Genomic DNA, 23,311 nt, shown 5'->3' with positions numbered 1-23,311 from the left:
TATATTATATCATTTTTGATCAATAAAATATCATTTATTTATCTATCTTATAAAAAAATATTTAAAAAGTACTAGTTATTTTTTCGGAGTTTAATTGAACAGAACACACCATGATTGATGGAAAAGGTTGTCATCATGGAAGAAGAAAGAGAATGCCTGCTAAATTTTTTAGTTCAGCGGACTTTTCGATGTTTTTTGTGTGTGAGGTGCGAAGTTTACGTGTTGAGGTGCGAAAACTTGGATGCGAGGTGCGGAAAAAATGGTCTGAGGTGCGAAAACTTCGCAACGAGGTGCTTTCGCCTTTATTCGTCCACGTTTTTTTAAAAAAAATAGCCCCTTTCATAAGAAAGGGGCTAAGCTAGTTCGTTTAATCGACTTGCTTTTTACGGAATTTCGCTGTCACTTCATAGACAATTGGTACAATAACCAAAGTCAATAAAGTGGAGCTGACGAGTCCGCCGATTACAGTGATGCCAAGTCCTTTGGATATCAATCCACCGCCGTCGCCTTCAGCGCCGATAGCCAGTGGAATCAATGCGCCAATGGTTGCTAGGGCCGTCATCAAGATCGGACGAAGACGTGTTACGCCGCCTTCAAGAAGCGCTTCGCGTGTCGTAAGTCCGACTTTTTCCATGTGGATAACACGGTCAATCAAGACAATTGCGTTCGTCACTACGATGCCGATCAGCATCAGGACACCGATCAATGCGTTGACACTCAACGACTCTCCTGTAATCCATAGCGCGACCAATACACCAATAACTGTGAAAGGCAGCGAGAACAAGATTGAGAATGGAGCAAGTGCTCCGCCGAATGTTACGACAAGAACGAAGTAGACTATGGCAATCGCAGCAAGCATTGCTAAGCCAAGCTGGCTGAATGATTCATTGATTTGTTCGGTAACGCCGCCGTGGTCAATTGAAACGCCAGAAGGCAAATCAAGGTCCGCCACTTTTTCATCGATTTCAGTAGTGATGGCAGCTGCGTTGTTTCCAAGCACATCTGCAGTCAATGAAGCGTACATTTGGCCATCTCTGCGGTTAATGGTATCCGGCGATTTGCCTTCTTCGACTTCCATTACATCGCCAACGGCAACAGTGGTGCCAAGTGCTGTCGGAATTTGCACGTTCGTCACGTCGTCAATTCCTGCATACGTTGTTTCTTCTGTTTCGATATAAACATTAATATCTTTGTCTTCATTTTTTACGGTAGTTAAGATTGGTGCTTCACCGACGTTGCTTAATGCCATGCCGATTTGAGCTGCAGTCAGCCCTTTTTCACTTAGCGCCTGTTGATTTGCGACTAAAGTAAATTGATCGTAAGCTTCAGTCAAACTGGACTCTGTGTTTTCCAATTCATCATGTTCTTCCATGATAGGTTGGATTTGGTCAATAGCGGATTGGATGTCTTCGATATTATCGCCGTAGACGAACAGTTCAAGTCCTGTTGCACCCATGGCGGCAAAGTCGAGGCTGCTCCATTCGCCCGCTTCTGTATTTTCGTTCAACTCTTCGATTAAGTTTGTGCTTTCTTCGCTGAATTCTTCAAAATCAGAATCGTATTCAATATAGAACAACGCGGAATTATCTCCGCCGCCGCCCATCGCTGTCAATGGATTTCCACCGCCAAGCGAGTATTGATAAGAAGTGACGCCATCGCGTTCTCCGATTGCGCTTTCTGCGTTAAGGGCAATTTCTTCAACGTCTTCACGCGTCTGTCCAGGTTCTGGGCTGTAAGTAGCCATTACCAGTTTCTGTTCCTGCTCAGGCAAGAAACTTACACCGATTACCGGCACTAAGAAAAGACTCGCTGCGAGAAGCACAGCAGCCCCGCCGAATGTGATGATCTTATGGTTCAACGACCATTCCAAAATACGTTTGTAGCCAGCTGCCATTTTTCCAGGCTTGTGTTCTTTGGTCACTGATTTGTTGGCAACCAAGTTTTTTAATTGTTTGCCGTACATCAAGTGGGCCATCATCGGCACGATTGTAACTGCAACGAGGAGAGATGCGGCAAGTGCAAAGACTACTGCCAATGCAAATGGCAAGAACAATTCACCAATCTGTCCGTTAACAAGCGCCAGCGGCAAGAATACGGCAATCGTTACGACAGTAGAAGAGAAAATAGGAATGAACATTTCGCGTGTTGCTTCACGAATCAATTCTTTGCCGCGTAATTTTTCGCCAGGCAATGCCATGCGGCGGTAAATATTTTCAATGACTACGATCGAGTCGTCAATGACACGTCCGATTGCGACGGTCAAAGCGCCGAGTGTCATAATGTTTAACGTAATATCGAGTTGATTCAATAAGAAAATCGCCATCAATAAAGATAGAGGAATCGAAATGATCGATATTAATGTTGTTTTAAAGCTGCGCAGGAAGAGCAAGATGATAACAACGGCAAACAAAATGCCGTATAGGGCTTTGCTCAGCATCGTTTCAACCGATTGTTCAATCGGCTCCCCTTGGTCAAATGTGGTGGCGACGGTTAAGTCAAAGTCTTTTTCCAAATCAGTGATGACGTCTTTTACGCCATTTACAACTTCCACTGTATTGGCCTCCGGAGATTTCACAATCGAAAGGCCGATCGACTCTTCGCCGTTTGTCCGTGAAATGGATTCCGCTTCACTGACAACTTCAATTTCCGCTAAATCACTTAATGCTACAGTTGGGATTGCAGCTGCAGCAGGCACTTCAGCAGCAGGTGTGGAAGGTGCTGCCGGTTGAGATGGTGCCTCAGGCGCAGCTCCCGGTGCTCCTGGAGCTCCAGCGGCATCACCCGAAGGTGCTTGTGCCGATTGAGGGACTGCTGGAATTTGAAGGTTCTTCAAATCTTCAACAGTCGTCACATTGCCATCGATGACCAAGTTTTTCAATTCGCCATCGAAATTCGTCAATCCTAACGGGAAGGTGAGATTCGAACCTTGGATCAATTGTTGGATCGTTTCTTCCGTCAATCCATACTGCGCTAAAGCAGCTTTATCAAAAGTCATCGTCACTTTCTGGACGCGCTGCCCAGAAACTTGCGCCTCGGATAGCCCTTCAATGCCTTCGATAGCTGGAAGGACATGTTCTTCTACGTCTGCAGTCAATTCTTCTAACGAACTGCCAGGCTTACTGACGCTTAATGCAAGAACCGGGAAAGCATCTAAGCTGACGCGTGATACTTGCGGTTCATTTGCAGCTTCCGGAATGGAAATCTGTGACAAAGCATCTTCCAATTCGCGTGTCGCTTCGTCCATATCCACTTCAAAAGCATATTGGACTTGGATCGTGGAAGCATTGGCAAGCGAAGTGGATGTCATCAGTTCGACACCGCTCATGTTTTGAATCCGCTGTTCCATAGGAATTGTAATCTCTTCCATTATTTCATCCGGTGCTGCGCCTGGATACGTCGTGACGACGGTCACGGCAGGAAGGGTAATGCTTGGGATGGATTCTTGTTTCATAGTCAAGCCTGCATAAAGGCCGGCAACAACAACCATGATCGTCAAGATCCAAATAGCGAACTTGTTGTTCAATGAAAAATCAATAATTTTCTTCAATCCATACACTCCTTCAAATGAACTTCTCTAAAGTTGAAAGTTCGGTTGCTAATGATTCTTCTTGTCTTAAATAATCCAGTAGGGCATCGATCAAAAATGACTTGGAATCTTTTTTGCCCATTTCTTCTTTCAGCATGAGAAAAGCAGAGAGATGCTCTTCTCTTTTGGAAGAAGTTTGTTTGATCTGTCCTTCCAATTGGTTGAAAGCTTCTTCCAGTGGAGAAATAGAAGAGGTGAAGTCGGTAAGGACAGGGTTAAGTTTCTCAGAGTGGTTGACGATGGCATCGAGGCTTGAAACGATGAATTCAGCCAGCAGCTCTTTGTCGATAGGCCGGTTCTCAAAAATCAAATAGAAATAATATTCCTTTTTAATCCCTTCAAAGATGGTCACAAGATCGTAGATGAAAGGTTCGGCTCTATTCCCGTAGACTTCAAGCAAACTGTATTTATGTAAGACTAGCTGCGCGATCCGAAGTTCTTGCAGCAGATTTTGCATAAGTTCATTATCATTTGCCGGAAAATCCTTGAAGACCATTAAAAAGAATTCTTTGTTCATAACTGTCCGTTCGATCTCCAATAATAGTTTTTTCTTGAAAAATTCACGGTTAGTCAAGCCAGGCTCAAAGTCGGTGCTATTCAAATCTCTTGTCAAATCTTCGTGATATTGCTTGAGGATTTCTACGAATATACCTTCTTTCGAATCGAAGTGCTTATAGAAAGCCCCTTTTGAGATTCCCGCCGCCTTCGCTATTTCCTGGACAGATGTTTGATGAAATCCTTTGATGGAAAAGAAATGTACAGCATGATTCATCAATTCCTGCCGTTTGTCCATAACACCCCTCCTTAAAACCAATTGGTCATTTTAAGTAACCCTTCGGTCATGCTTTAGAATAAAGCTTGAAAAAAATTGTGTCAATTTATTGGGACTCATATCGTGTGTCTATTTTGTGTCTTGAAAAAGCGCTGAACGGACAGTGCGTTTGCCGCGGGAAATTGGGGTAAATAGAAAGGAAACAGCAAATACTTAGCAGCATTCCATCAAAAGTAATTCGAAGAAGGGAAGGTTATAAATGGCATCGTATTTATTATCTGGACCAAGCGTGGAATATAGAATTGAACAGCCGTATGCAGCAATCCCTGTAAAAGCGGCAATGGAGGAGTGGAGTAGGACCACTGCTTTAGTGCCGGAGCTCTTTCAGTGGCTGGAAAACAAAAACTTAATGCCAGCAGGAGCGCCGTTCTATCGGTATTGGTGTCTGGAAGAGGACAATAATGAATTTGATCTGGAAGTCGGAGTCCCATTAGAAAGGATGGTGGTTGGCGATGAACGGGTAATTGCCAGTTCGATTCCTGAAGGGTCTTACGTTCGAGCCATCCATAAAGGGCATCCAGATAGGCTCCGGGATTCCGTGCTAGAAGTGGAAAAATGGGCGCTAAAGGAAGGTTTGTCTTTTGATAAACGCTTTGAAGGAGATATTGAAATTTGGAACGGGCGCTTCGAACAGTATTTAACGGATCCTGAAACGGAGCCGGATTTAACCAAATGGGAAATCGAAATATCCTTTTTGATTTTGCGTGATGAAATCGCTTAAAAACACTGCATTGGAAGAATGGGAAGATGTCCCCAATCTCCAATGCAGTGTTTTTTAAAGAGATTCGAGTTTGATTTGCCAATTGATTGAAAAGAAAATTGTTCGGAATTTCTTGGAATCGGCTAAGGACAAAAGTTTTGCTTGGCAGTACAGGGCTCTAGAGTTGTTGAGAAGAGCGATATGAAGGCTTTAACGCCATAAATCCGATTTTGCTGCTGGAAAAATCAACAGCTATTCTGGAAATACCCGGGAATACAAAAGGATATCCAGAAGGATTCGAACTTGGAAGAATACGAAGAATTAGCTGTTCAATATGCACCAATGATTACCGCGCTCATTCGAAAACTGCATATATACCGAGATTTTGAAAGCTTTCGCCAGATAGGAAAAATTGCACTTTGGCAAGCGAGTATCCGCTACGACGAATCAAAAGGAAGTTTCACCACATTTGCTTATCGGACCATTCATGGCGCGATGCTTGATCATTTGAAAAAAGAGACGAAATACATTGAACGAAATCTTGTGCAGCAAAATCATGAATTTGACGACGTAGCTGTTTCATCAGAAGAAGATGAATTGCCGGAATGGATAGATGCCCTCTATTTAAAAAATGAAGAAAGAAGGCTATTGGAAGAACTTTTCGTTAAAGGAAACAGCTTAACGAGACTTGCAGCTCGGGAAGGGCTCTCGCTAGCCGGCATGAAAAAAAGGAGGGAGCGTGTTTTAAAAAAGCTAAAAGAAAACATCAACCAAGATCAAATCACATTGTCTAGATAAAAATGTTCGGCTGTTCATGAAAAATTCCAGAGAAGGTTTTCTCCGGAATTTTTACGATTTTTTACCCGTTAATTGTTCGATAAAAGGAAGGACCGCTTGTTCTTTCATCTTGGCTTCAAACATGATGTCCGCATCTGTCCCTTTTAGAAGCAGCAGCAATTCGTCAAAGTCTTCTTTCGAGACAATATTGTGATGGCGCAGGTCTGTAAATCCTTCCTTGCCGGTGCTGATATGGATTTTGGGAATGCCGAAGCCTTCCCAAGTAGCCAAGATTTCAGCATAATCAACTGGATTTCCGTCGTTATTGCAATTATGGTGATGAATATCAAAGCAAATCGGGACACCGCATAATTTGTTGACATCCAGGACATCGCGGACAGTAAATGTTTTGTCGTCATTTTCTAAACGGAGCCGCTGTTTTATGCTAGCTGGCAATAAAGCATAGTTTTCAGCGAATCTCATTTTTGCCTGCTCCTTGTCTCCATAGGCACCGCCTGTATGGACAATCAAGTCATTGCCTCCTAACAATGCAATAAGCCGGTCGTGATACACCAAATCCTGGACGGATTTCTCCACCACTTCGGGCTTTGGGGAATTCAGGACCGTGTATTGGCCAGGATGCATCGAAACACGCATCTCATGCGTTTCTACAATCTCTCTTATTTGAGCGGCAATCGATAGGAAATCAGGATCTTCCCACCAAATCCAATCATTAATGGGGTGGGTGGAAAGCGGAATCATCGAACTTGAAGCGCGGTAGAAATAAATATCATGTCCAAGATTCCATTGGAGAATCTCCAAAGTCGTCTGCATGTTTTTCAATGTTAAGTCTTTAATCTTCGCGATGCCTTCAGCTTCCGCTGTTGCAACACGCAAAGTCCGGAACACGGTTTTCAATTCAGTATTCATACAAGCATAACCCAGTCTCATATTATTCAACTCCTTAAACGCTGTATACCCAGATTTTCTTTCATTTATCGGCTTCAAAAAACTTTAGGGCTTTTGGAGAAAATCTCTTCTACAAGGGTAAGGAATAATAAAGCATCTAAATCGAGGAGGAAAATGGATGAGAGCAGAAATTATTCAAGATGAGCATGGATATATAGCTACATTTGCGCGCATATTGTCGCATGCACCAGAATCTGTGTGGCCAATGCTGGTCGACAACCAAAAGATTAAGCAATGGTTTCCCGAATTATCGATTCAGGAGTTGAAGAAAGGAGGCGCCATTCGATTCGATTTCGGCAATGGATCTTATGAAGAAATGGCCATTTTGCATTATAATGAAGGAAGCATCCTGGGATTTGAGTGGGGAGAAGATGAAGTCCATTTTGAGGTGCAGCCGTTGGAAGGCAAAACTCAACTCATCTTAATCGAAACGATTCGCCAACTGACGCCACACACCGCAAAAGACCTTGCCGGCTGGCATGTGTGTCTCGATGTAATCCAAGCGCAATTGGATGAGAAGGGAATAGTCCGAGAACAAGAATGGGAAAAAGAACTCCCCGCGTATCAGCGGCTGCTGGATAGCCTTACCGGTTCCTTAGGATAAGAAAACTTAATGCGGGAATGTGTAAGGAGTTGTCCCAAAAGTAATTTGGGACAACTCCTTTTTAAATGCTAGAGATTACTGATCTTGAAATTGAAAACTTGTTCTTCTTTCAATACCCCGTCCTTATAGACGCGTTCTGCAAAGGTAAGGTTATTTTCCACATCCACAGCCACGATGGTTGAAGAGCGGGTTCCGTAGTCAGCGGTTTTAATGAACATCGGTGAGAGCATTTTTTCGAATTCCAAGCCAACGCCTGTATTGGGCAAATCTGTTTCGTCAGCTTGTTCTGCATCCGCCAACAGTTCAAAAATCTGGCCTAAATCAAGCTCTTCGTGTTCTGAAAGATACCGGTCCAATTGATTTTTGCCTTTAATTACTTTCGGCCAGGGAGTATTTAAAAAGTGATTGCTTAGTCCGTGTACGCCGTTATGGATCGCAGAAAGCCTTTTATCGATATTGTTGTAGTAGAAGAGTTCATCCGCTGTGCCAGCAATTAAGTTAAATCCCGTATAGTCTTCGGCAGCTAAAGAATGGAAAAAAACTTCGGGCGCTTCGTCAGTTGTTAAAAAATCCCGGACAAGGGCACCTCGTGATAATTTTCCCGCTTCTGGCATAGAAGGATCCCGGAAATTAGTGAGGGCTGCAATTCTACCCGTTTTTGTGACGCCAAGCCACGTGCCCATCTGCAAGAGATCACGGCCAGCCAAAATGTCTGGTTCATCGTTCCAATAATGCGCTTTTTCTGTTGGCCGTTTATAAAACTCATCGCGGTTAGCGGCAATGACCAGTTTGTAGCGCTGGTGAGCATGAAAACTAAAATTGATTAAGCACATCGCCTTCACTCCTTTTGTATTCATTATATAGAAGGAAATAAAATGAAAACAGAAAAGAAGTTTGAAAAATGTGAGATTAAAATGGAAGTAATTGATTAGTGAAAAGTTTTTGGGGAATAGATAAGTAGAAATGTATAAGAAATTTTATTTATTATAGGAAAAATAATCCAATAAATTATTTAAAGTTAGTATATAATAACTATTAACAAAGTACATATTTGATTTTTCAAGATGTATGAAGGCGGTGTTAAAAGATGGAGAACGATAAAAAAACCTTAAGGGAATTGACTGAACCTAACGAAGAACTCGTTCTCATTCTTGATGAAACCGGCTCGATTATTCGAAATATCGAAGGATGGAATGAGTTTGGGAAAGAACATGGATTAATCGAGAAATACTGGAAGACTAACGGAAACTTTTTTTCCTTTATCGAGGACTTTGGGAAAGGAGACGAATTACGGACGCTGCAAAAAGTCATAGATAAAGAACTAAAGGAATATTTAGATATGATACCCGTCATATTAAAAGACAATTCATTGCAATGGTTCTCGATCAAAGCACGTCCGATGAAAACCCTGAATGAAAATTCAAAGGGAACGGTTATTTCACTGAAGCTGGTAAACCTTCATAGTATCCAGGCCGTCACCGCAGAAAATGTGCTCGAAAATATGGCAGAAGGTTTCGCGCTATTGGATGAGAATTACAAGATCCATTACCTGAATGCATATGGCGAAGAAGTATTAAAATGCCCTCGTGAAGAAAATGTCGGTATGAACTGGTGGAATTTATTTCCTGAAGCTGTCGGTTCGAAATTCCAGAAGGAGTTTGACAAAGTCATCCATCAAGGAGCCACTGTTCATTTTGAAGAATATTATGCACCGCTCACGACTTGGTTCCGTCTGAACGCCTATCCATTGGCAAGTGGAGGAATGGCTTTATATTTTCAGAATATCAATGAACGAAAAATAAATGAAGAAAAGCTTTGGGAATATGCATATACCGATTTTTTGACCGGTTTGCCGAATCGCAGAGCAATGTCCGAACTGGCGAATTCCTTAATCCACAGCAGAACAAAGTTCACTTTGTTTTTTGTTAATCTCGATAATTTAAAAATTGTGAACGCCATGCATAATTTCAATTCTGGCAATAAAGTTCTTGTTTCTGTTGCTGCGAAATTAAAAGAATTGGCCGAACCGAATTGCAAAGTTGGACGGTTAGACGGGGATGAATTTATAGTGATTCGCCAGCCGCAAGGCAAAGAGAAACTTGAGGATTTCGCGGAGAAACTGAAAGAGATTTTCATGCACCCTTTTCTGCTCGAAAACCAACAATCTGTCAATATCACAGTCAGTATCGGAATTGCCTGTTTTCCTTATGATTCAAAAAATCTAGGTGAAGTGCTTTCCTTCGCTGAAACGGCGATGTTCGAAGCCAAAAAAACAAAAGAAACAAGTTTCCAATTTTATCGGAAAGAAATGAATTCAGAACGGGAAAGAAAAATTATAATTGAAAAAGGACTGCTCGAAAATTTGAATGGCCTTGGCTATTATTTCACGCTTCAGCCTCAAATTGATGGAGTTACCGGAAGTATTACTGGGGTTGAAATTCTCTCCAGGTGGAATCATCCGGAATTAGGGGAACTGTCGCCTTTGGAATTTATCCAAGTCGCTGAACAGTCTTCGACGATTGTCGCGTTGACAACGCATCTATTAAACGAAGTTTTTACCCAATTGAAGGATTGGCAATTGCGTTTTGGATGGAACTTAAAGACAGCGATTAACATGACGCCGTCATTACTCGCCAATCCGGAATTCTTCAAAGATTTCTTTGCATTGATTGACCGCTACGAAATAAAATCGGAACTGATTGAAATTGAAATTACAGAACAGGCTGAATTGACCTACTCCGACTGTACCTTGGAAAACTTGCAGCTTTGCAAATCAAAAGGCATTTCCATCGCCATAGATGATTTTGGTACAGGTTTTTCGATGATCGCTTATTTGACTCAATTTCCAATCAATAAAATAAAACTCGATAAACTTTTTGTTCAAAAAATAGGTGAAGACAAAAAGTCGGAAGCGGTGCTAACATCACTTATTCATTTAGCCAAAAGCATTGAATGCGAATTGCTCGCTGAAGGCGTGGAACGGGTTGAGGAAGTGGCTTTTTTAAAGAAACACGATTGCATCCATTTTCAAGGTTATTACTTTGATAAACCTTTAACGGTAGAGAATTTTGAAGAGAAGTATCTGCGCAAGCAGTATCAATTTACGATTGAATGAAGATTAGGGAGGAACAAGGCTGTGGGGGCAACTGAGGAGCTTTTGATCGAACGGGTATTAATGGATAGTACACAAGAGATGGTGTTCATCGTAAAAGTGGATGGCTGCGGGAATTTCTTTTATGAATTTTTTAATCAAGAAGCGATAAAACAAACCGGATTAGATGCAAGTGCAATTGGAAAGAATATGCGTGAAGTGCACTCTTCTGAAATGGGGGAATACTTGGAAAGCCATTATCAACAAGTAGTCGAAAGTGGAGAAAAAATGGAATTCGAAGATGCGTATAAATTGAGTTCCGGTGAAATTCACTTTTACCAAATTGCCTTGACGCCACTTTTAAATGGTCAACAGGAATGCACGCATATCTCGGCATTTGTAAAAGACGTGACAAAAGAAAAAAAAGCAGAACAGAAAGCCAGTGAAACTTGGAGGCATTTAGAAGAAAGCCGTTCAAGGTACAGCTCACTTTATGAAAATAATACAGATGCTGTGTTTACTCTCGATTTGGAAGGCCGGATCTTGGAAGGGAACCAAACAGCATCGAAACTGACTGGATTCGTTATCGACGAATTGAAGGGAAACCGTTTTCTGGATTATGTAGCAGCAGATGATCCTGAAAGATTTCGGCTTTACTTGGAACAAGCACTGTCGACGCCGTTAGAAGATAGCCGCATCCGATTTTTAACAAGCGCCGGCAATGAGGTGAATTGTTTGCTCAAACTTGTCCCGATTATTGTCGGCGGCACTAGAGTGGGGATATATGCCATTTTGAAAGATATGACTGAGCTCGACAAAATGGCCGGAAAGTTTGCTGAAAGTGAAAATCTCTTTCAAATTATCGCGGAAAATGCGCACGATGTTATCGTGTTATTAAATAATCGTGGTCAATTTATGTATATCTCCCCTTCGTGTTTAAATGTGTACGGATCGACTAGGGAAGAAATTGAAGCCCAAGCCCTTCTTTCGCTTATCCATCCAGAAGACAATGAAGAGTTAGACAGAAAACTTACAGAATCGATTTTAACCGGCAAGCTCTGTAAAATGCAATTGCGTGTCCAACATAAGACAAGAGGCTGGGTTTGGTCAGAGCTATTGGGTACGCCAGTATTCGATAAAGATGGGGAGTTTATTCATAAAGTCTTGATCTTGCGCGATATTTCGAAGCAAAAAGAGTATGAGTCCAAACTTGAATTTTTCGCTTACCACGATTCTTTGACCGGATTGCCAAACCGTAGGATGCTCAAAGAAGCCATGTTTAGAAAAATTGAGCAAAATGAAGAATTTGCCGTAATGATATTAGACATCGATGATTTTAAAGTAATTAATGACGAATGGGGCCATGAAGTTGGGGATCAGGTCATCCAGGAATTTGCGCAAAGGTTAACCCGAAACATTGGGGAAGGTGACTTAGCAGCAAGGCTCGGTGGAGATGAGTTTGTCATTCTTTATAAAGGCCCGATTTCTCCTGAAGAGGTTATGGAAAAAGCGCGGCTTATTCGCCAATCTATGGAATTATCCTGGAATGCATGGGACACTGATTTAAAGATTACGACGAGTATTGGAATTCACATTGCTTCTGCAGAGGCTTTCAATCCTTCTGATGTCCTGAAAAATGCAGATCATGCATTATACGAAGCGAAAAACTCCGGAAAAAATAATTTTCAGCTAAACCGTTAAAAGCATAAGCTTTTAGCGGTTTTTTGTTTCCGTAATAGCTTTATAAGAAGAAAAAAAGATTTGAATAAATATAAATAAAATAGAATAAAAATTAAAATTCAGTATAAATTGTCTGAAAAAACAGTTAGACTAGAAGAAGGTGGTTTTTTAAAAACCGCGATTACATAGAGAAGGCAGGCGGGAATATGGAGAAAAAGGATTTACTGACTGTGCTTAAAGACTGGCGGCTGCACGGTGTTGTGTTTATATTAGTATGCATTACGGAAGCTATCGGCCAGTTCAGCATCAGTGTAGGGCCAGGAGTCATTTTATTATTGCCCATGCTGTATGCATTTTTCCTCGGATTAGGATTGTATTTTACACCGATGATCAATGAAAAGAATTCCAAGAACGCGGAACCGCTTATTGTGCTAGGGGTTACGTTGCTGATTGCTAAAATCGGATTTACAATCGGGCCGCAGATTGAAGCGATAATCGCAGCAGGGCCGGCACTGCTGCTGCAGGAACTTGGAAATTTAGGGACGATCTTTCTAGCTTTGCCGTTAGCGGTATGGCTTGGATTTAAAAGGGAAGCTGTGGGGATGACACATTCCATAGCACGTGAGCCAAACGTAGGGCTCATTGTCAATAAATTTGGTTTTGAGTCGCCTGAGGGACGCGGTGTTATGGCCATCTATATTTTCGGCACCGTTTTTGGTGCAGCTTTTTTAGGTTTAATATCTGGTTTATTGGCTACAGCTACACCGCTTCATCCTTTGTCGTTTGCAATGGCATCCGGTGTAGGGAGCGGCAGTATGATGGCTGCTGCTAGCGGTTCGTTAATCGCTGCATTTCCGGAGATGGAGGATCAAATTGTCGCCTTTGCGGGTGCAAGCAATCTTCTTTCGCTATCTACCGGATTATACGTCAGTATCTTTATCGGCTTGCCGTTGACCGAGAAGTTGTATGAAATCATGACAAGAAGAAAAAATAAAAAAGACCGCTTAAAAGAAGAAGGGGGCAAGCCGAATGCTTAAAACAATTACTGAATGGATACTCGTTTTGATGGTGTTCGGATTATCGGCTCTTTTCGGCAACTGGCTTGGTTTTGATGTCCTGCCATGGGAAGCGGTGCCAGGGATGCTTTTGCTTGTAGCTGTCAGCGTTGTTGGCTTGGTGCTTGAAAAAATTCTTCCTGTAAATATCCCGGCAGTCGGCTATATCGGGTTGATAGCAATCGCTATATCTTTACCTATGTTTCCAGGATCGGCATTATTCGTTGAATGGACCGAGAAAATAAGCATCTTAGCGTTAGCAACGCCTATTCTAGCATATGCTGGAATATCTATCGGTTCAAACTGGGCAGATTTTAAGAAGCTTGGGTTCCGAAGTGTACTTGTAGCTTTTGCTGTCTTCCTCGGAACCTTTTTAGGATCTGCATTAATTGCAGAGGTAATTTTAAGATGGCAAGGAATAATTTGACAGAAAATTTTTTAAAATAAACACAATTATACCTTGAATCCCCTAAAACGATTTGATACACTAACTTTATGTTATGTGTGCCTTACCTTGTGCCATCCTGTTTAGCAGGATGGCTTTTTCTATTCGTTTTTTATTGCTGGTTTTCAACAGCTTGATATAATGGCAAAAGAGTTCTTAAAATGGAGGCTGCCGCAATGAGAAAAATCAGATTAGGATTTATTTCGCCATATGTGGCGATGGTTCCGCTAATTGAGGAATTAAATAAGGGCAACGATGATTTTGATATCATTGTGCAAGTCGGGAATCTGGAAGCGGGTGTCAATTATGCGCTGGCCATGGAAAAGCAAGGAATCGATATTTTAATTAGCCGTGGCGGTACAGCGAACTTAGTTCGCGAAGCTGTATCTGTACCAGTTATTGATGTCCACATATCGGGTTATGATTTATTGCGTTCAATTATGCTCGCCAACGGCTACTCAGACGAAAAAAAAGCTTTAGTCGGTTTTTCGAATATTACTTTAGGGGCAGCTTCTATCGTGAGTCTATTGGATATTGAAATGGAAGTTGTAACGCTTAAAGAAGCGACAGAAGTAGAAGCGGTCTTGCTAAAATTAAAAGAAGAGGGCTACAAGAGTGTTCTTGGAGATGTGGTAACCGTTGAAGCGGCTGGAAAGCTAGGAATGAATGGCTTACTGCTCCAATCGGGGAAAGAATCGATATTGGAATCTTTTCAAGAAGCGAAAAGAATATTTAAGTCGCAAAAAGATAGCCAACAATTACTCCGAGTGATGCGCAACCTTTTGAAGATAAAAAAACAGGATATAGTGATTCTCTCAAAAGATGGACGGGTTCTATTTGAGAATTGGGTTTCATTTAGCGAATCGCCTCTCTCTTCGGCTGACCTACAGGAAATTCATCAACAAGTTCTAGAGAAAGAAAAGACTATTGTTAAAATGGCTGATAAAAATGGAGTGTTAGTTGAAATACAAGCAGATCGAATGAAAGACCGCGATGGCGATGTGTTTATCTACGCTTTAAAACATCCTGAAAATTATAAAGCGGTTATTCCAGGGATGCATTTGGAGCATATTTCATTACTTCCTTCTCTCGTAACCGAGAGTCCAGCGATGAAAGGCATAAAAAAACTGATTGAAGAGCCTGCCATGGCCAAAGAAGCCCTGTTGCTAGAAGGGGAAATAGGAACTGGAAAAAAAGAAATTGTGCGGTACCTCCATCATTTCCATCAAAAAAGAGGAGCGATTATCCATCTTTCGTTGGAAGAATTTGAAACTTTCCCCCCACGTTTTGACATAGAGGAAGCATCCACACTGTTGATAGAGTTGAAAAGCAAAACTACCGATGATCAGATAGTTTCTGTGCGTTCTGCAGTTTCATGGGCGCAGGAAAAAAACGTTCAGGTTATTTTTGCTGGTACAAAAATCAGCAATGAATTCTTAATGGAAGCAGGAATATCCGATGCGATGCGGATTATTTTACCTTCCTTAGCTGAAAGAAAAGAAGATATCCCTTTTTTGGTTCGCCAATTTCTATTGGAATTCCATCAAAGCTTGGGTACACAAGCGATAAAAGTCCGTGAAGATGCAATGGATCAACTCAAGCAAACCGAATGGCCAGGAAATTTGATGGATTTAAAAATGTATGTGAAAAAATTAGCCTTAGTCGAGAAAGATTATGTTATCGAAAAAACGACTTTGCTAAGTATCCCTTTTCATTCCGCGAGTTCTTCAAAAGAACCGAAAATTTCCTATGGAAACCAGAGCTTAAAAGAAATTGAACAGCAAATTATTGAACAGGTTCTTAAAGAAGAAGACTTCAATCAAACTAAAACTGCTCAACGTTTAGGAATAAACCGGGCAACTTTATGGCGCAAACTCAATAAATGAGTTTGTGTTTTTTTATCTAAAGTGTTGCATTTTTAAACTATTTTATGAAATGGGAAAAATATTATATAAATACTGTTGCTTTATTATACAATTCTTTTTATAGTTACAAATGAAAGCGATTACTCATGAAAAATTCGCATAGTTTTATATTTATAGAAAAGAGGGGTATAGGATGAAGATTAAAGCGACACTTGAACGTATTCCAGGGGGTATGATGGTTGTTCCATTGTTGTTGGCGGCTATAATCAACACATTGGCACCAGATTTATTACGTATTGGCGGTTTCACGCAGGCTCTTTTTGTTGATAGCGCAAATGCATTGATTGCACTTTTCTTGCTTTGTACAGGTGCACAAATAAATGTTAAAACGTTTGGCGTTTCGTTGGCAAAAGGAGCCACATTGCTGACAACTAAATGGGTGGTCGGCGCAATTTTTGGGTTGATTGCCTATATGCTGGCTGGTGATAATGGATTGTGGCTAGGTATTGCACCAATTGCAGTCATTGCTGCAATGACGAATAGCAATGGCGGTCTTTTCGTTGCTTTAGTTGGCCAATATGGAAACAAAGAGGATCGGGCTGCCTATTCATTACTAGCATTGAATGACGGGCCATTCTTAACGATGGTAGCATTGACAATCTTTGGCGCTATGGGCTTTGTAGATGGCCTATTTTCTCCGATTTCTTTTATCGCTGTATTATTGCCGATTGTGATTGGGATGATCATCGGAAATTTGGATGAAGATATGCGTTCTTTCTTAGATCAGGGCAGTTCTATGCTAATTCCGTTCTTTGCTTTCGCTTTGGGGATGGGCATTAACTTTAAAGCGATTATTGAAGGGGGACTTGGAGGAATTGCACTCGGTTTAATGACGGTATTTATAACGGGTACTACAGGTTATTTTGTATTTAAAGCATTAAAATGGAATCCGATTGTCGGGGCAGCGGAAGGATCGACAGCCGGAAATGCTGTGGCAACACCTGCCGCCATTGCAGCAGCAAGCACTGGGTTTGCTTCAGTTGTGGATATTGCCACTGTACAAGTAGCGGCATCGACTGTAACAACAGCGATTCTATTGCCGCTCTATGTTGCATTTTTAGTGAAGAGACTCGAGAAAAAAGGCTATTTGTTTGATAATGGAGATTTGATAAAAAAAGAAGTTTAAAGGAGTGGCGGAATTTGGCAACTCAGATTGGCATCATTGCAGATGATTTTACAGGAGCTAATGATTCGGGGGTTAGGCTTGCTCAAAAAGGACTTAAATCCCGAGTCGTCTTGGCAAATGTTGAAAACGAAATTGCTAGGCCGAATAATGAGATTGATGTCTGGATTGTAGATACGAATAGCCGGGCAATGGAAGAGAACGAGGCTTATGAAACGGTTGTAAAAGAGATTAACCAGCTTAAAGCCCGTGGAGTCAGCCAGTTTTATAAAAAAGTGGATTCGACTCTAAGAGGATCTGTTTCTGCAGAACTCAAAGCCATGCAAGATGCCGCGGAAGTGGATGTCATACTTATTGCACCCGCCTTTCCTAGCATGGGAAGAACGGTAGAAAATGGTATTTTATATGTGAACGGCGTGCCTGTAGCCGATACAGAGTTTGGACGAGACCCTAAAACGCCAGTTCGGCATAGTTACATTCCCGATTTAGTAGCTCGTGAAAACGTTGATATCGCTGTGTTGAAAACAGAACAGCTGCATGGAGATCATCCTGAGAAATGGGTACTTGATCAAGTAGCGAAAGGTGTTCAATGGATCGTTTGTGATGTTAAGGAAGAAGCTGATTTCGCTTTACTGGCAAATATTGAAAAAGACCTAAATTTGAACCTGGGCTGGGCTGGATCAGCTGGTATGATTAATCATCTATACGGAGAGTTTGGAGATGAAAGCCAATTCACCCGCGTTCTTGAGGTGCCTATCGAAAAAATTCTTGTTATATCGGGGAGCTTATCCGCTCAAACTCGAGAGCAAATAGAAATTTTAAAAAAGCGGTCACGCACTAAAATGATCGAGATAGATCCAATCATGCTGCTTGAAAATTCTCAAGAGCCAGTTGCCATGCTTGAATCATTGAAACGTGAAGATGGGTGGGACAGTGCAGTTATTTACGTTGGCGCTTATCAACAGAATCGCGATAAAGTAAAAGAGTGGGCAACCATCCATGGCCATTCTGCAAATCAAACGGCTAAAGGAATTTCAAAAGGATTGGGCCATCTTGTACAAGAAGCTATGGGATTGTCAGCATTTAATGCCCTCATAATGACGGGCGGAGATACTGCCAAAGACATTTGCAATGTATTGGGGATTTACGATCTGGAATTGCGTTTTGAAGTAGAGGCTGGATTACCTCTTGGCCGGGTGAGCAGGAATGGAAAAGAACTAATTGTCGTTACAAAAGCGGGAGGATTCGGAGTTGCCGAATCATTATCGAACACAGTGGATTATCTGAAGGGAGCAGGATTAGATGCAAACAACTAAACCGGTTATAGGCATTACGATGGGGGACGCAGCTGGAGTAGGGCCAGAAATTATCTTGAAGAGTTTCGAGCATGACATCGTATTCGAAACAAGCCATTCATTCGTTATTGGAGATGCCGCCATTTTAGAACGTGCTAAACAATATACAGGCAGTACTAAAATCATAAACCGCATCTCGCATCCTTCTGAAGCTAAATTTGAAAAAGATACGATTGATTGCTTAGACTTAAAGTTATTGCCAATTGATCTGCCAATTGGAGAAGTATCAGCCGCAGCGGGAGATGCGGCATTTCAATATTTGTCAAAAGCTATCAACTTAGCAAATGACAAGGAAATTGACGCAATATGTACAGCTCCGCTAAATAAAGAAGCATTGCAAAAAGGCGGTCATCGCTATCCTGGCCATACGGAAATTTTAGCAGAATTGACCGGAACGAAAGACTATTCGATGATGCTTTCTGCGCCAAATTTAAAAGTAATTCATGTGACTACTCATGTAGGCATTGTTGATGCGATTAAAATGATAAATCCGGAACGTGTGCTTCATGTTATTCAATTGGCTCATGAAACGTTGACGAAAGCAGGAATTGAAAACCCGAAAATTGCAGTCTGTGGTATTAATCCACATGCAGGGGAAAATGGATTATTCGGTTATGGTGAAGAGGAAGAGAAGGTGATACCCGCAGTAGAAAAAGCAATAGCCCAAGGCATCAACGTTCAAGGTCCATTGCCGGCTGACACTTTGTTTTTCCGCACGGTGCGAGGTGATTTTGATATAGTGGTTGCGATGTACCATGACCAGGGGCATGCGCCTGTCAAAGTTCTCGGTTTGGAAGCAGGAGTAAATATTACTGTAGGTTTGCCGATTATCCGTACAAGTGTTGATCACGGCACAGCTTTTGATATTGCTGGTACTGGAATTGCCGATGAAAAGAGTTTAGTAGAAGCTCTGCGACAAGCGGTGGAGCTTGCTCCGAAAAAGTAACCAAGGTGATCTTATATAACAAATGGCAGGGTTGAATAAAGCTAACTCACAATAAACCAATTATAAGCAAGGCTCTGCGAACAGCAGAAGCCTTGCTTATTTTTATTCCATCTTTAGATGTTCTTTTAAAAGGTTCTGTATTTCCGTAAGTTCTCCGTCGTCCATTCTGTAATACCAAATGCCATTCATTATTTCTCCGCTGCCTCTTTCAAAATTGAGCTGTTCAATGGAGTTGATGGCCGAACGGTAATTGCTTTGAACATCCATCATCTCTGAAAAGCTCATATTGGTTTTAACGTTGTCTCCTAGAGCATCCATGATTTTGGAATAGTTGAAAAGGGTATTGGCGGAAGCGGTTTTTGCTAAAACACTTTTCAAAACTTGCTTTTGGCGATTCTGTCTTCCAAAATCACCATCGGGATCTTCTTTTCTCATTCGGACAAAGTCTAAGGCATCTTCGCCGCTCAGTAAAATTTCTCCTTCGCTAAATCCATCGAAAGCAAATTCGTTATCGACGGTGATTCCGCCAAGAGCATCGATAATGTCTTTAAAACCTTCCATATTGATTTGCATCACATAGTCGATGGGAATATCCAATAAATGTTCTACCGTTTCCAAAGACATTTCGGCGCCACCGAAAGCGAATGCATGATTAATTTTATCGTATCTGCCCATATCCGCTATTTCGGTATAAGTGTCTCTTGGAATACTGACCATTTTAATCGACTGGGCAGAGGGGTTAACCGTAAGAACCACAATCGTGTCCGATCTCCCTTTATCATTTTCCCGCTCATCAACTCCCAGCAGCAAAATGGACAGCGGTTCTTTCTCTTCTAATACAATCTTTTCAGGCCGCTTAGCTGATACTTGGCGGGTTAAAGGTTCGTGAATTTCGTCTAAGGTACTTGTAGCTTTTGGAAACAAAGCCATCAGGCCAAGGGATATTGCAAGGACGAAGGAAGCGAGAGCAATCAAAAGCCACTTTGTGTATCTTTTCTTTTTAGGCTTTACAGGATAATTAGCCATTTGCATTCTCCTTTTGAGGATATTTCTAATAAAAGGAATGAGAGACATTTGTACCATTCAAGTTCTTTTTTATAGCGTAAACCGATTCATCTATTAGGTCAATAGTTTTATTTGAATTTTCCGAAAAATTAATATACTTTTTTAATGATAAAAATGGTATGATTTTTGTACGAATAAACCTATACTCAGTCCAAAAAATGGAATATAGGTGATTCTATAATTTCTGAATATTTTATTAATTAAAATAAAGTTGTTATATATTACCGGTCTGGCGGATTTCGGATAGGAGGAAAAGGGATGATAAGCGCAACAGTCATGGTAATCCAAGATGAAAAATGGGTACGTGAGTTGATCAATGCTTTTTTGAAAGAGAAAGGATATAGAGTCATAGAGGTAAACGAAGGTTCTGAAGTCATTGAACTTCTTAAAATAAGAGAACCGGATTTGATTTTATTGGATGCGGAAATGCCAGGCATCAATAGCTTGGAAGTCTGTGCGAAAATTCGTTCCCGTTCAAGGCTGCCCATCCTTTTCATCAGTTATCGGAAAGAGTTGTCTTTCAAAATTCAAAGCCTAGATGCAGGCGGAGATGATTTCATTACAAAGCCTTTTGATTTCAACGAGCTGGAAGCAAGAATCCGAGCTGTTTTAAGAAGAACGGGATGGACGCAGGAAACGGTCGATTTAACAGTACTTCGTTACGGGGATTTACATATTCATGCAGATGCAAGGCAAGTGTATATAGGAGGCAACCCTATTCACTTAAATCACAAAGAGTTTCAGCTGCTCTTATTGCTGGCCCAACAACCGAATCGGGTTTGGACAGCTGAACAGCTATATAACCAAATATGGGGCTATTATTCCGCTGGCGAACTTCAAACGGTAAAGGTCCATATTAGCAACCTGAGAAGAAAAGTCGAAAAAGATCCTGCTAATCCAATTTATATCCGCACCATTCGAGGGTTCGGCTATAAATTCGCCCATAACATAAATTGAAGCTTCAATAACATTCAGCAAACGATGTTTGCCAAGAGGAACTGCTCGTTTAAGAAAGGCGAGCGGAAATCTTGCAGTACGGAGGAGTTGGCACCTGATGGGGATTCAAAAGAAAACGAAGCGGGCAAGCGGGAGTAAGCCGATTGATATACCAAAAACGAATTCGCTTGCTGCTGAGCAATATAGAAGCATACGCACAAACTTGAATTTTACGATGCCGCATTCGAATGTAAGAACCATTCTATTCACTTCCGCAGATAATGGAGAAGGGAAGACCACAACTGCTTTGAATATAGCCATTGTCTACGCAGAATCGGGCAAAAAAGTTCTATTGGTGGATGGGAATATGCGCAAGCCCTCAGTCCATCATTTTTTCGGTATTGCAAGCCGCAATGGTTTTTCGAGCTTGCTTCTGAAAAAAGGCGAACTTCTGGATACGGTTAAGCGAACTGACATTGTCGGCTTGGAAGTACTTCCATGTGGCCATGTCCCGTCCAATCCTGCAGAGCTTTTAGGAACTGCCGCTTTGGAACAATTAATGACGGAAATGAAAAAATATTACGATGTCATCATTTTCGATTCGCCGTCTATTTTGACCATTGCAGATTCGAAAATTTTAGCCAACAAATGCGATGGCACCGTTTTAGTAGTGAGCAGCGGAAAAACCGATAAAAAAAGAATCGTGAAAGCAAAAGAGGCATTAATCTCCTCAAAAGCCACTATTATAGGTGTTATCTTAAACAATCATGAATTGGAGAATAACCAATATTATGAGGACTACTATCAGTAGCAAAGGAGGAGGTGGCATTGCAAAATTTCTTATCGATTATCTATAATCATTTGCCGATATACTTCCAAAATCTTTATATAGGTTTTGAAAACAAAAAGGTGAAAGAAGAGCGATACGGTGACACCTATACGGGCTTGCTGCACGAACTTGCTTCCAAAAAAAATGATGACCTTGGAGAAGAAGACCGATGGAATGAATTTCGCAGACTGCTAGAGCATTCAATTGGACATAGCCAATTTTATCGAAAGTTTTATCAAGGGATTGATTTAAAGGCGATCCGGGGAATCGCTGATTTGCAAAAGCTTCCTTTACTGGACAGAGAAGCCATTCATCAGCATATTCATCAGATGTATGCAGTAGAGGGCTCGGCTGCTGCCGTTGCCCACGAAATTGACAGAGAAGGGGTCCCGCTGAAGTTTCTGCTCACAAAAGAAGATATTCAAAAGCGCAATGCGTTTATGGATTTTTACAAACCGCAGGATAGTGGAGCCTCCAGGGAAATGAAACAAGCGATTTTCACTTCCAGAAAAATTATTCCAAAAGCTCAGCAAAAGAAAGCCTATTGGCGGGATAATCGTCCAGAGAACATTCGTTTATATTCGAACTATCATTGCACACAAGAGAATGCCGAGTTGTATATTCGAAACTTAAATGAATTCCAACCCGCCTTTATCAACGGAACTTCTCCGATCTTATACAAACTTGCTGTTTTTTTGAACGAAGCAGAGGGGAAGTTGGCATTCTCGCCGCAAGCAATCTTCTTGCAAGGGGGGGTGATGGAACCGGCTCAACAAATAGAAATCGAAAAAGCATTTAACTGTCCCGTGCGCACATATTTTGTCCCTTCTTACGAATTTCCGATCATGTCCGAATGCTCAACAGGAAAGTTTCACGTCCATCCAAGAGCCGGTATCATTGAATTGGCTGAAGACGGGGAAATGATTGTCACCAATTTTATGAGCTACGGAACGCCGATCATCCGCTGTAAAACTGGGGTATATGCTGAGCTGAATAATGGGGCTGCAAATTGTACATGCGGATTGTCTCAGCCCATCATTGAATGCCGCAAAGAATACGATTCAAGCTGTTTGAGCACAGTGGATAATATAAAAGTACAAGTGCCTCAGCTTAATGAAACAGACAATGAGTTCTCGGAAAGCGTAAAGAAAATGAAATTTGTCCAGCATAAAAAGGAAGAGATTGAAGTGTTTGTGGAAGCCGGGGAAACCTATACAAATGAACTCTCCAAAACGATTCATCAAAACTTGCAGTCTGCATTCAGCAAGGATATGAAATTTAATATCCGGGTGGTTGAAGAAATGCCTAAAAATATGGACAATGATTTTCAGCTCATCATTAATAAGCTGGCTAATTAATGTAGGATTTCAAAGGTGGGACAGGAAGAAATTCC

The 23,311-nt window shown here is 41.4% G+C and carries 19 protein-coding genes; 14 read left to right on the top strand and 5 right to left on the bottom strand.

From position 1 onward, the window contains the following. Positions 1–367: 367 nt before the first annotated feature. Entirely contained in the window at positions 368–3,547 is a 3,180-nt protein-coding gene (locus tag AC2EXB_RS14090) for an efflux RND transporter permease subunit (protein ID WP_483602047.1), read from the bottom strand. A 13-nt stretch (positions 3,548–3,560) separates the two neighbouring features. Further along, a complete protein-coding gene (locus AC2EXB_RS14085; RefSeq protein WP_235196871.1) occupies positions 3,561–4,379 on the bottom strand; it encodes a TetR/AcrR family transcriptional regulator in 819 nt (272 codons plus the stop codon). 238 nt (positions 4,380–4,617) lie between these two features. On the opposite strand from AC2EXB_RS14085, the gene AC2EXB_RS14080 reads away from it, so the two are divergent. Both AC2EXB_RS14080 and AC2EXB_RS14075 read left to right on the top strand, forming a co-directional pair. Continuing rightward, positions 4,618–5,139, top strand: a complete 522-nt coding sequence (locus tag AC2EXB_RS14080; RefSeq protein ID WP_483602046.1) for a GyrI-like domain-containing protein — start codon at positions 4,618–4,620, stop codon at positions 5,137–5,139. A 282-nt stretch (positions 5,140–5,421) separates the two neighbouring features. Then, positions 5,422–5,916 (top strand): sigma-70 family RNA polymerase sigma factor, encoded by a 495-nt coding sequence (locus AC2EXB_RS14075; protein ID WP_235196868.1) that lies wholly within the window; start codon positions 5,422–5,424, stop codon positions 5,914–5,916. 51 nt (positions 5,917–5,967) lie between these two features. On the opposite strand, the gene uvsE is transcribed toward AC2EXB_RS14075, so the two are convergent. Next, positions 5,968–6,846, bottom strand: a complete 879-nt coding sequence (uvsE, locus tag AC2EXB_RS14070; RefSeq protein WP_483602045.1) for a UV DNA damage repair endonuclease UvsE — start codon at positions 6,844–6,846, stop codon at positions 5,968–5,970. 136 nt (positions 6,847–6,982) lie between these two features. Between uvsE and AC2EXB_RS14065 the strand changes: the two genes are divergently transcribed. Beyond that, positions 6,983–7,468: an SRPBCC family protein gene (locus AC2EXB_RS14065; RefSeq protein ID WP_483602044.1), complete on the top strand. Its 486-nt coding sequence runs from the start codon at positions 6,983–6,985 to the stop codon at positions 7,466–7,468. A gap of 68 nt (positions 7,469–7,536) precedes the next feature. Here AC2EXB_RS14065 and AC2EXB_RS14060 read toward each other — a convergent pair whose 3' ends face one another. Further along, entirely contained in the window at positions 7,537–8,301 is a 765-nt protein-coding gene (locus AC2EXB_RS14060) for an NRDE family protein (RefSeq protein ID WP_483602043.1), read from the bottom strand. Between the two features lie 254 nt (positions 8,302–8,555). Here AC2EXB_RS14060 and AC2EXB_RS14055 point away from each other — a divergent pair, with 254 nt between their 5' ends. The 8 genes from AC2EXB_RS14055 (at position 8,556) to pdxA (ending at position 19,088) form a co-directional block, all read left to right on the top strand. After that, a complete protein-coding gene (locus tag AC2EXB_RS14055; protein ID WP_483602042.1) occupies positions 8,556–10,583 on the top strand; it encodes a sensor domain-containing protein in 2,028 nt (675 codons plus the stop codon). A gap of 21 nt (positions 10,584–10,604) precedes the next feature. Then, the gene (locus tag AC2EXB_RS14050) at positions 10,605–12,260 is read left to right on the top strand and encodes a sensor domain-containing protein (RefSeq protein WP_483602041.1); all 1,656 of its coding nucleotides are present in this window, start codon (positions 10,605–10,607) and stop codon (positions 12,258–12,260) included. A 185-nt stretch (positions 12,261–12,445) separates the two neighbouring features. Next, positions 12,446–13,276 carry a DUF3100 domain-containing protein gene (locus AC2EXB_RS14045; protein WP_483602040.1) on the top strand — a complete coding sequence of 277 codons (831 nt, stop codon included), beginning with the start codon at positions 12,446–12,448 and terminating at the stop codon, positions 13,274–13,276. Further along, positions 13,269–13,721 carry a hypothetical protein gene (locus AC2EXB_RS14040; RefSeq protein ID WP_483602039.1) on the top strand — a complete coding sequence of 151 codons (453 nt, stop codon included), beginning with the start codon at positions 13,269–13,271 and terminating at the stop codon, positions 13,719–13,721. Before AC2EXB_RS14045 ends, AC2EXB_RS14040 begins: the two co-directional genes overlap by 8 nt. Positions 13,722–13,915: 194 nt before the next feature. Beyond that, positions 13,916–15,625, top strand: coding sequence for a PrpR N-terminal domain-containing protein (locus AC2EXB_RS14035; RefSeq protein ID WP_483602038.1), 1,710 nt, complete (start codon positions 13,916–13,918; stop codon positions 15,623–15,625). A 172-nt stretch (positions 15,626–15,797) separates the two neighbouring features. Further along, the gene (locus AC2EXB_RS14030) at positions 15,798–16,790 is read left to right on the top strand and encodes a 2-keto-3-deoxygluconate permease (RefSeq protein ID WP_483602037.1); all 993 of its coding nucleotides are present in this window, start codon (positions 15,798–15,800) and stop codon (positions 16,788–16,790) included. A 14-nt stretch (positions 16,791–16,804) separates the two neighbouring features. Beyond that, complete coding sequence (locus tag AC2EXB_RS14025) at positions 16,805–18,103, top strand: four-carbon acid sugar kinase family protein (protein WP_483602036.1); 1,299 nt, start codon at positions 16,805–16,807, stop codon at positions 18,101–18,103. After that, a complete protein-coding gene (pdxA, locus tag AC2EXB_RS14020) occupies positions 18,090–19,088 on the top strand; it encodes a 4-hydroxythreonine-4-phosphate dehydrogenase PdxA (RefSeq protein WP_483602035.1) in 999 nt (332 codons plus the stop codon). The genes AC2EXB_RS14025 and pdxA overlap by 14 nt, the downstream gene beginning before the upstream one ends. 102 nt (positions 19,089–19,190) lie before the next feature. On the opposite strand, the gene AC2EXB_RS14015 is transcribed toward pdxA, so the two are convergent. Then, entirely contained in the window at positions 19,191–20,114 is a 924-nt protein-coding gene (locus tag AC2EXB_RS14015; RefSeq protein WP_483602034.1) for an LCP family glycopolymer transferase, read from the bottom strand. Positions 20,115–20,411: 297 nt separating this feature from the next. Here AC2EXB_RS14015 and AC2EXB_RS14010 point away from each other — a divergent pair, with 297 nt between their 5' ends. The 3 genes from AC2EXB_RS14010 to AC2EXB_RS14000 all read left to right on the top strand — a co-directional run bounded on the left by AC2EXB_RS14010 (position 20,412) and on the right by AC2EXB_RS14000 (position 23,276). Beyond that, entirely contained in the window at positions 20,412–21,110 is a 699-nt protein-coding gene (locus AC2EXB_RS14010) for a response regulator transcription factor (protein ID WP_483602033.1), read from the top strand. Positions 21,111–21,207: 97 nt separating this feature from the next. Then, positions 21,208–21,900: a CpsD/CapB family tyrosine-protein kinase gene (locus AC2EXB_RS14005; protein WP_483602032.1), complete on the top strand. Its 693-nt coding sequence runs from the start codon at positions 21,208–21,210 to the stop codon at positions 21,898–21,900. Positions 21,901–21,917: 17 nt separating this feature from the next. Next, a complete protein-coding gene (locus AC2EXB_RS14000; protein WP_483602031.1) occupies positions 21,918–23,276 on the top strand; it encodes a phenylacetate--CoA ligase family protein in 1,359 nt (452 codons plus the stop codon). The last annotated feature ends 35 nt before the right edge of the window (positions 23,277–23,311 follow it).

It is taken from the genome of Planococcus alkaliphilus (assembly GCF_057031095.1).
The sequence above is the reverse complement of the archived record's forward strand: the minus strand, read 5'-3'. Positions and strand labels throughout refer to the sequence as shown.

Coding starts and splice junctions, on each gene's coding strand:
- AC2EXB_RS14045 (WP_483602040.1), top strand. CDS start 12,446: ATGGAGAAAAAGGATTTACTGACTGTGCTTAAAGACTGGCGGCTGCAC.
- AC2EXB_RS14085 (WP_235196871.1), bottom strand. CDS start 4,379: ATGGACAAACGGCAGGAATTGATGAATCATGCTGTACATTTCTTTTCC.
- pdxA (WP_483602035.1), top strand. CDS start 18,090: ATGCAAACAACTAAACCGGTTATAGGCATTACGATGGGGGACGCAGCT.
- AC2EXB_RS14040 (WP_483602039.1), top strand. CDS start 13,269: ATGCTTAAAACAATTACTGAATGGATACTCGTTTTGATGGTGTTCGGA.
- AC2EXB_RS14015 (WP_483602034.1), bottom strand. CDS start 20,114: ATGGCTAATTATCCTGTAAAGCCTAAAAAGAAAAGATACACAAAGTGG.
- AC2EXB_RS14080 (WP_483602046.1), top strand. CDS start 4,618: ATGGCATCGTATTTATTATCTGGACCAAGCGTGGAATATAGAATTGAA.
- AC2EXB_RS14010 (WP_483602033.1), top strand. CDS start 20,412: ATGATAAGCGCAACAGTCATGGTAATCCAAGATGAAAAATGGGTACGT.
- uvsE (WP_483602045.1), bottom strand. CDS start 6,846: ATGAGACTGGGTTATGCTTGTATGAATACTGAATTGAAAACCGTGTTC.
- AC2EXB_RS14005 (WP_483602032.1), top strand. CDS start 21,208: ATGGGGATTCAAAAGAAAACGAAGCGGGCAAGCGGGAGTAAGCCGATT.
- AC2EXB_RS14060 (WP_483602043.1), bottom strand. CDS start 8,301: ATGTGCTTAATCAATTTTAGTTTTCATGCTCACCAGCGCTACAAACTG.
- AC2EXB_RS14035 (WP_483602038.1), top strand. CDS start 13,916: ATGAGAAAAATCAGATTAGGATTTATTTCGCCATATGTGGCGATGGTT.
- AC2EXB_RS14055 (WP_483602042.1), top strand. CDS start 8,556: ATGGAGAACGATAAAAAAACCTTAAGGGAATTGACTGAACCTAACGAA.
- AC2EXB_RS14065 (WP_483602044.1), top strand. CDS start 6,983: ATGAGAGCAGAAATTATTCAAGATGAGCATGGATATATAGCTACATTT.
- AC2EXB_RS14030 (WP_483602037.1), top strand. CDS start 15,798: ATGAAGATTAAAGCGACACTTGAACGTATTCCAGGGGGTATGATGGTT.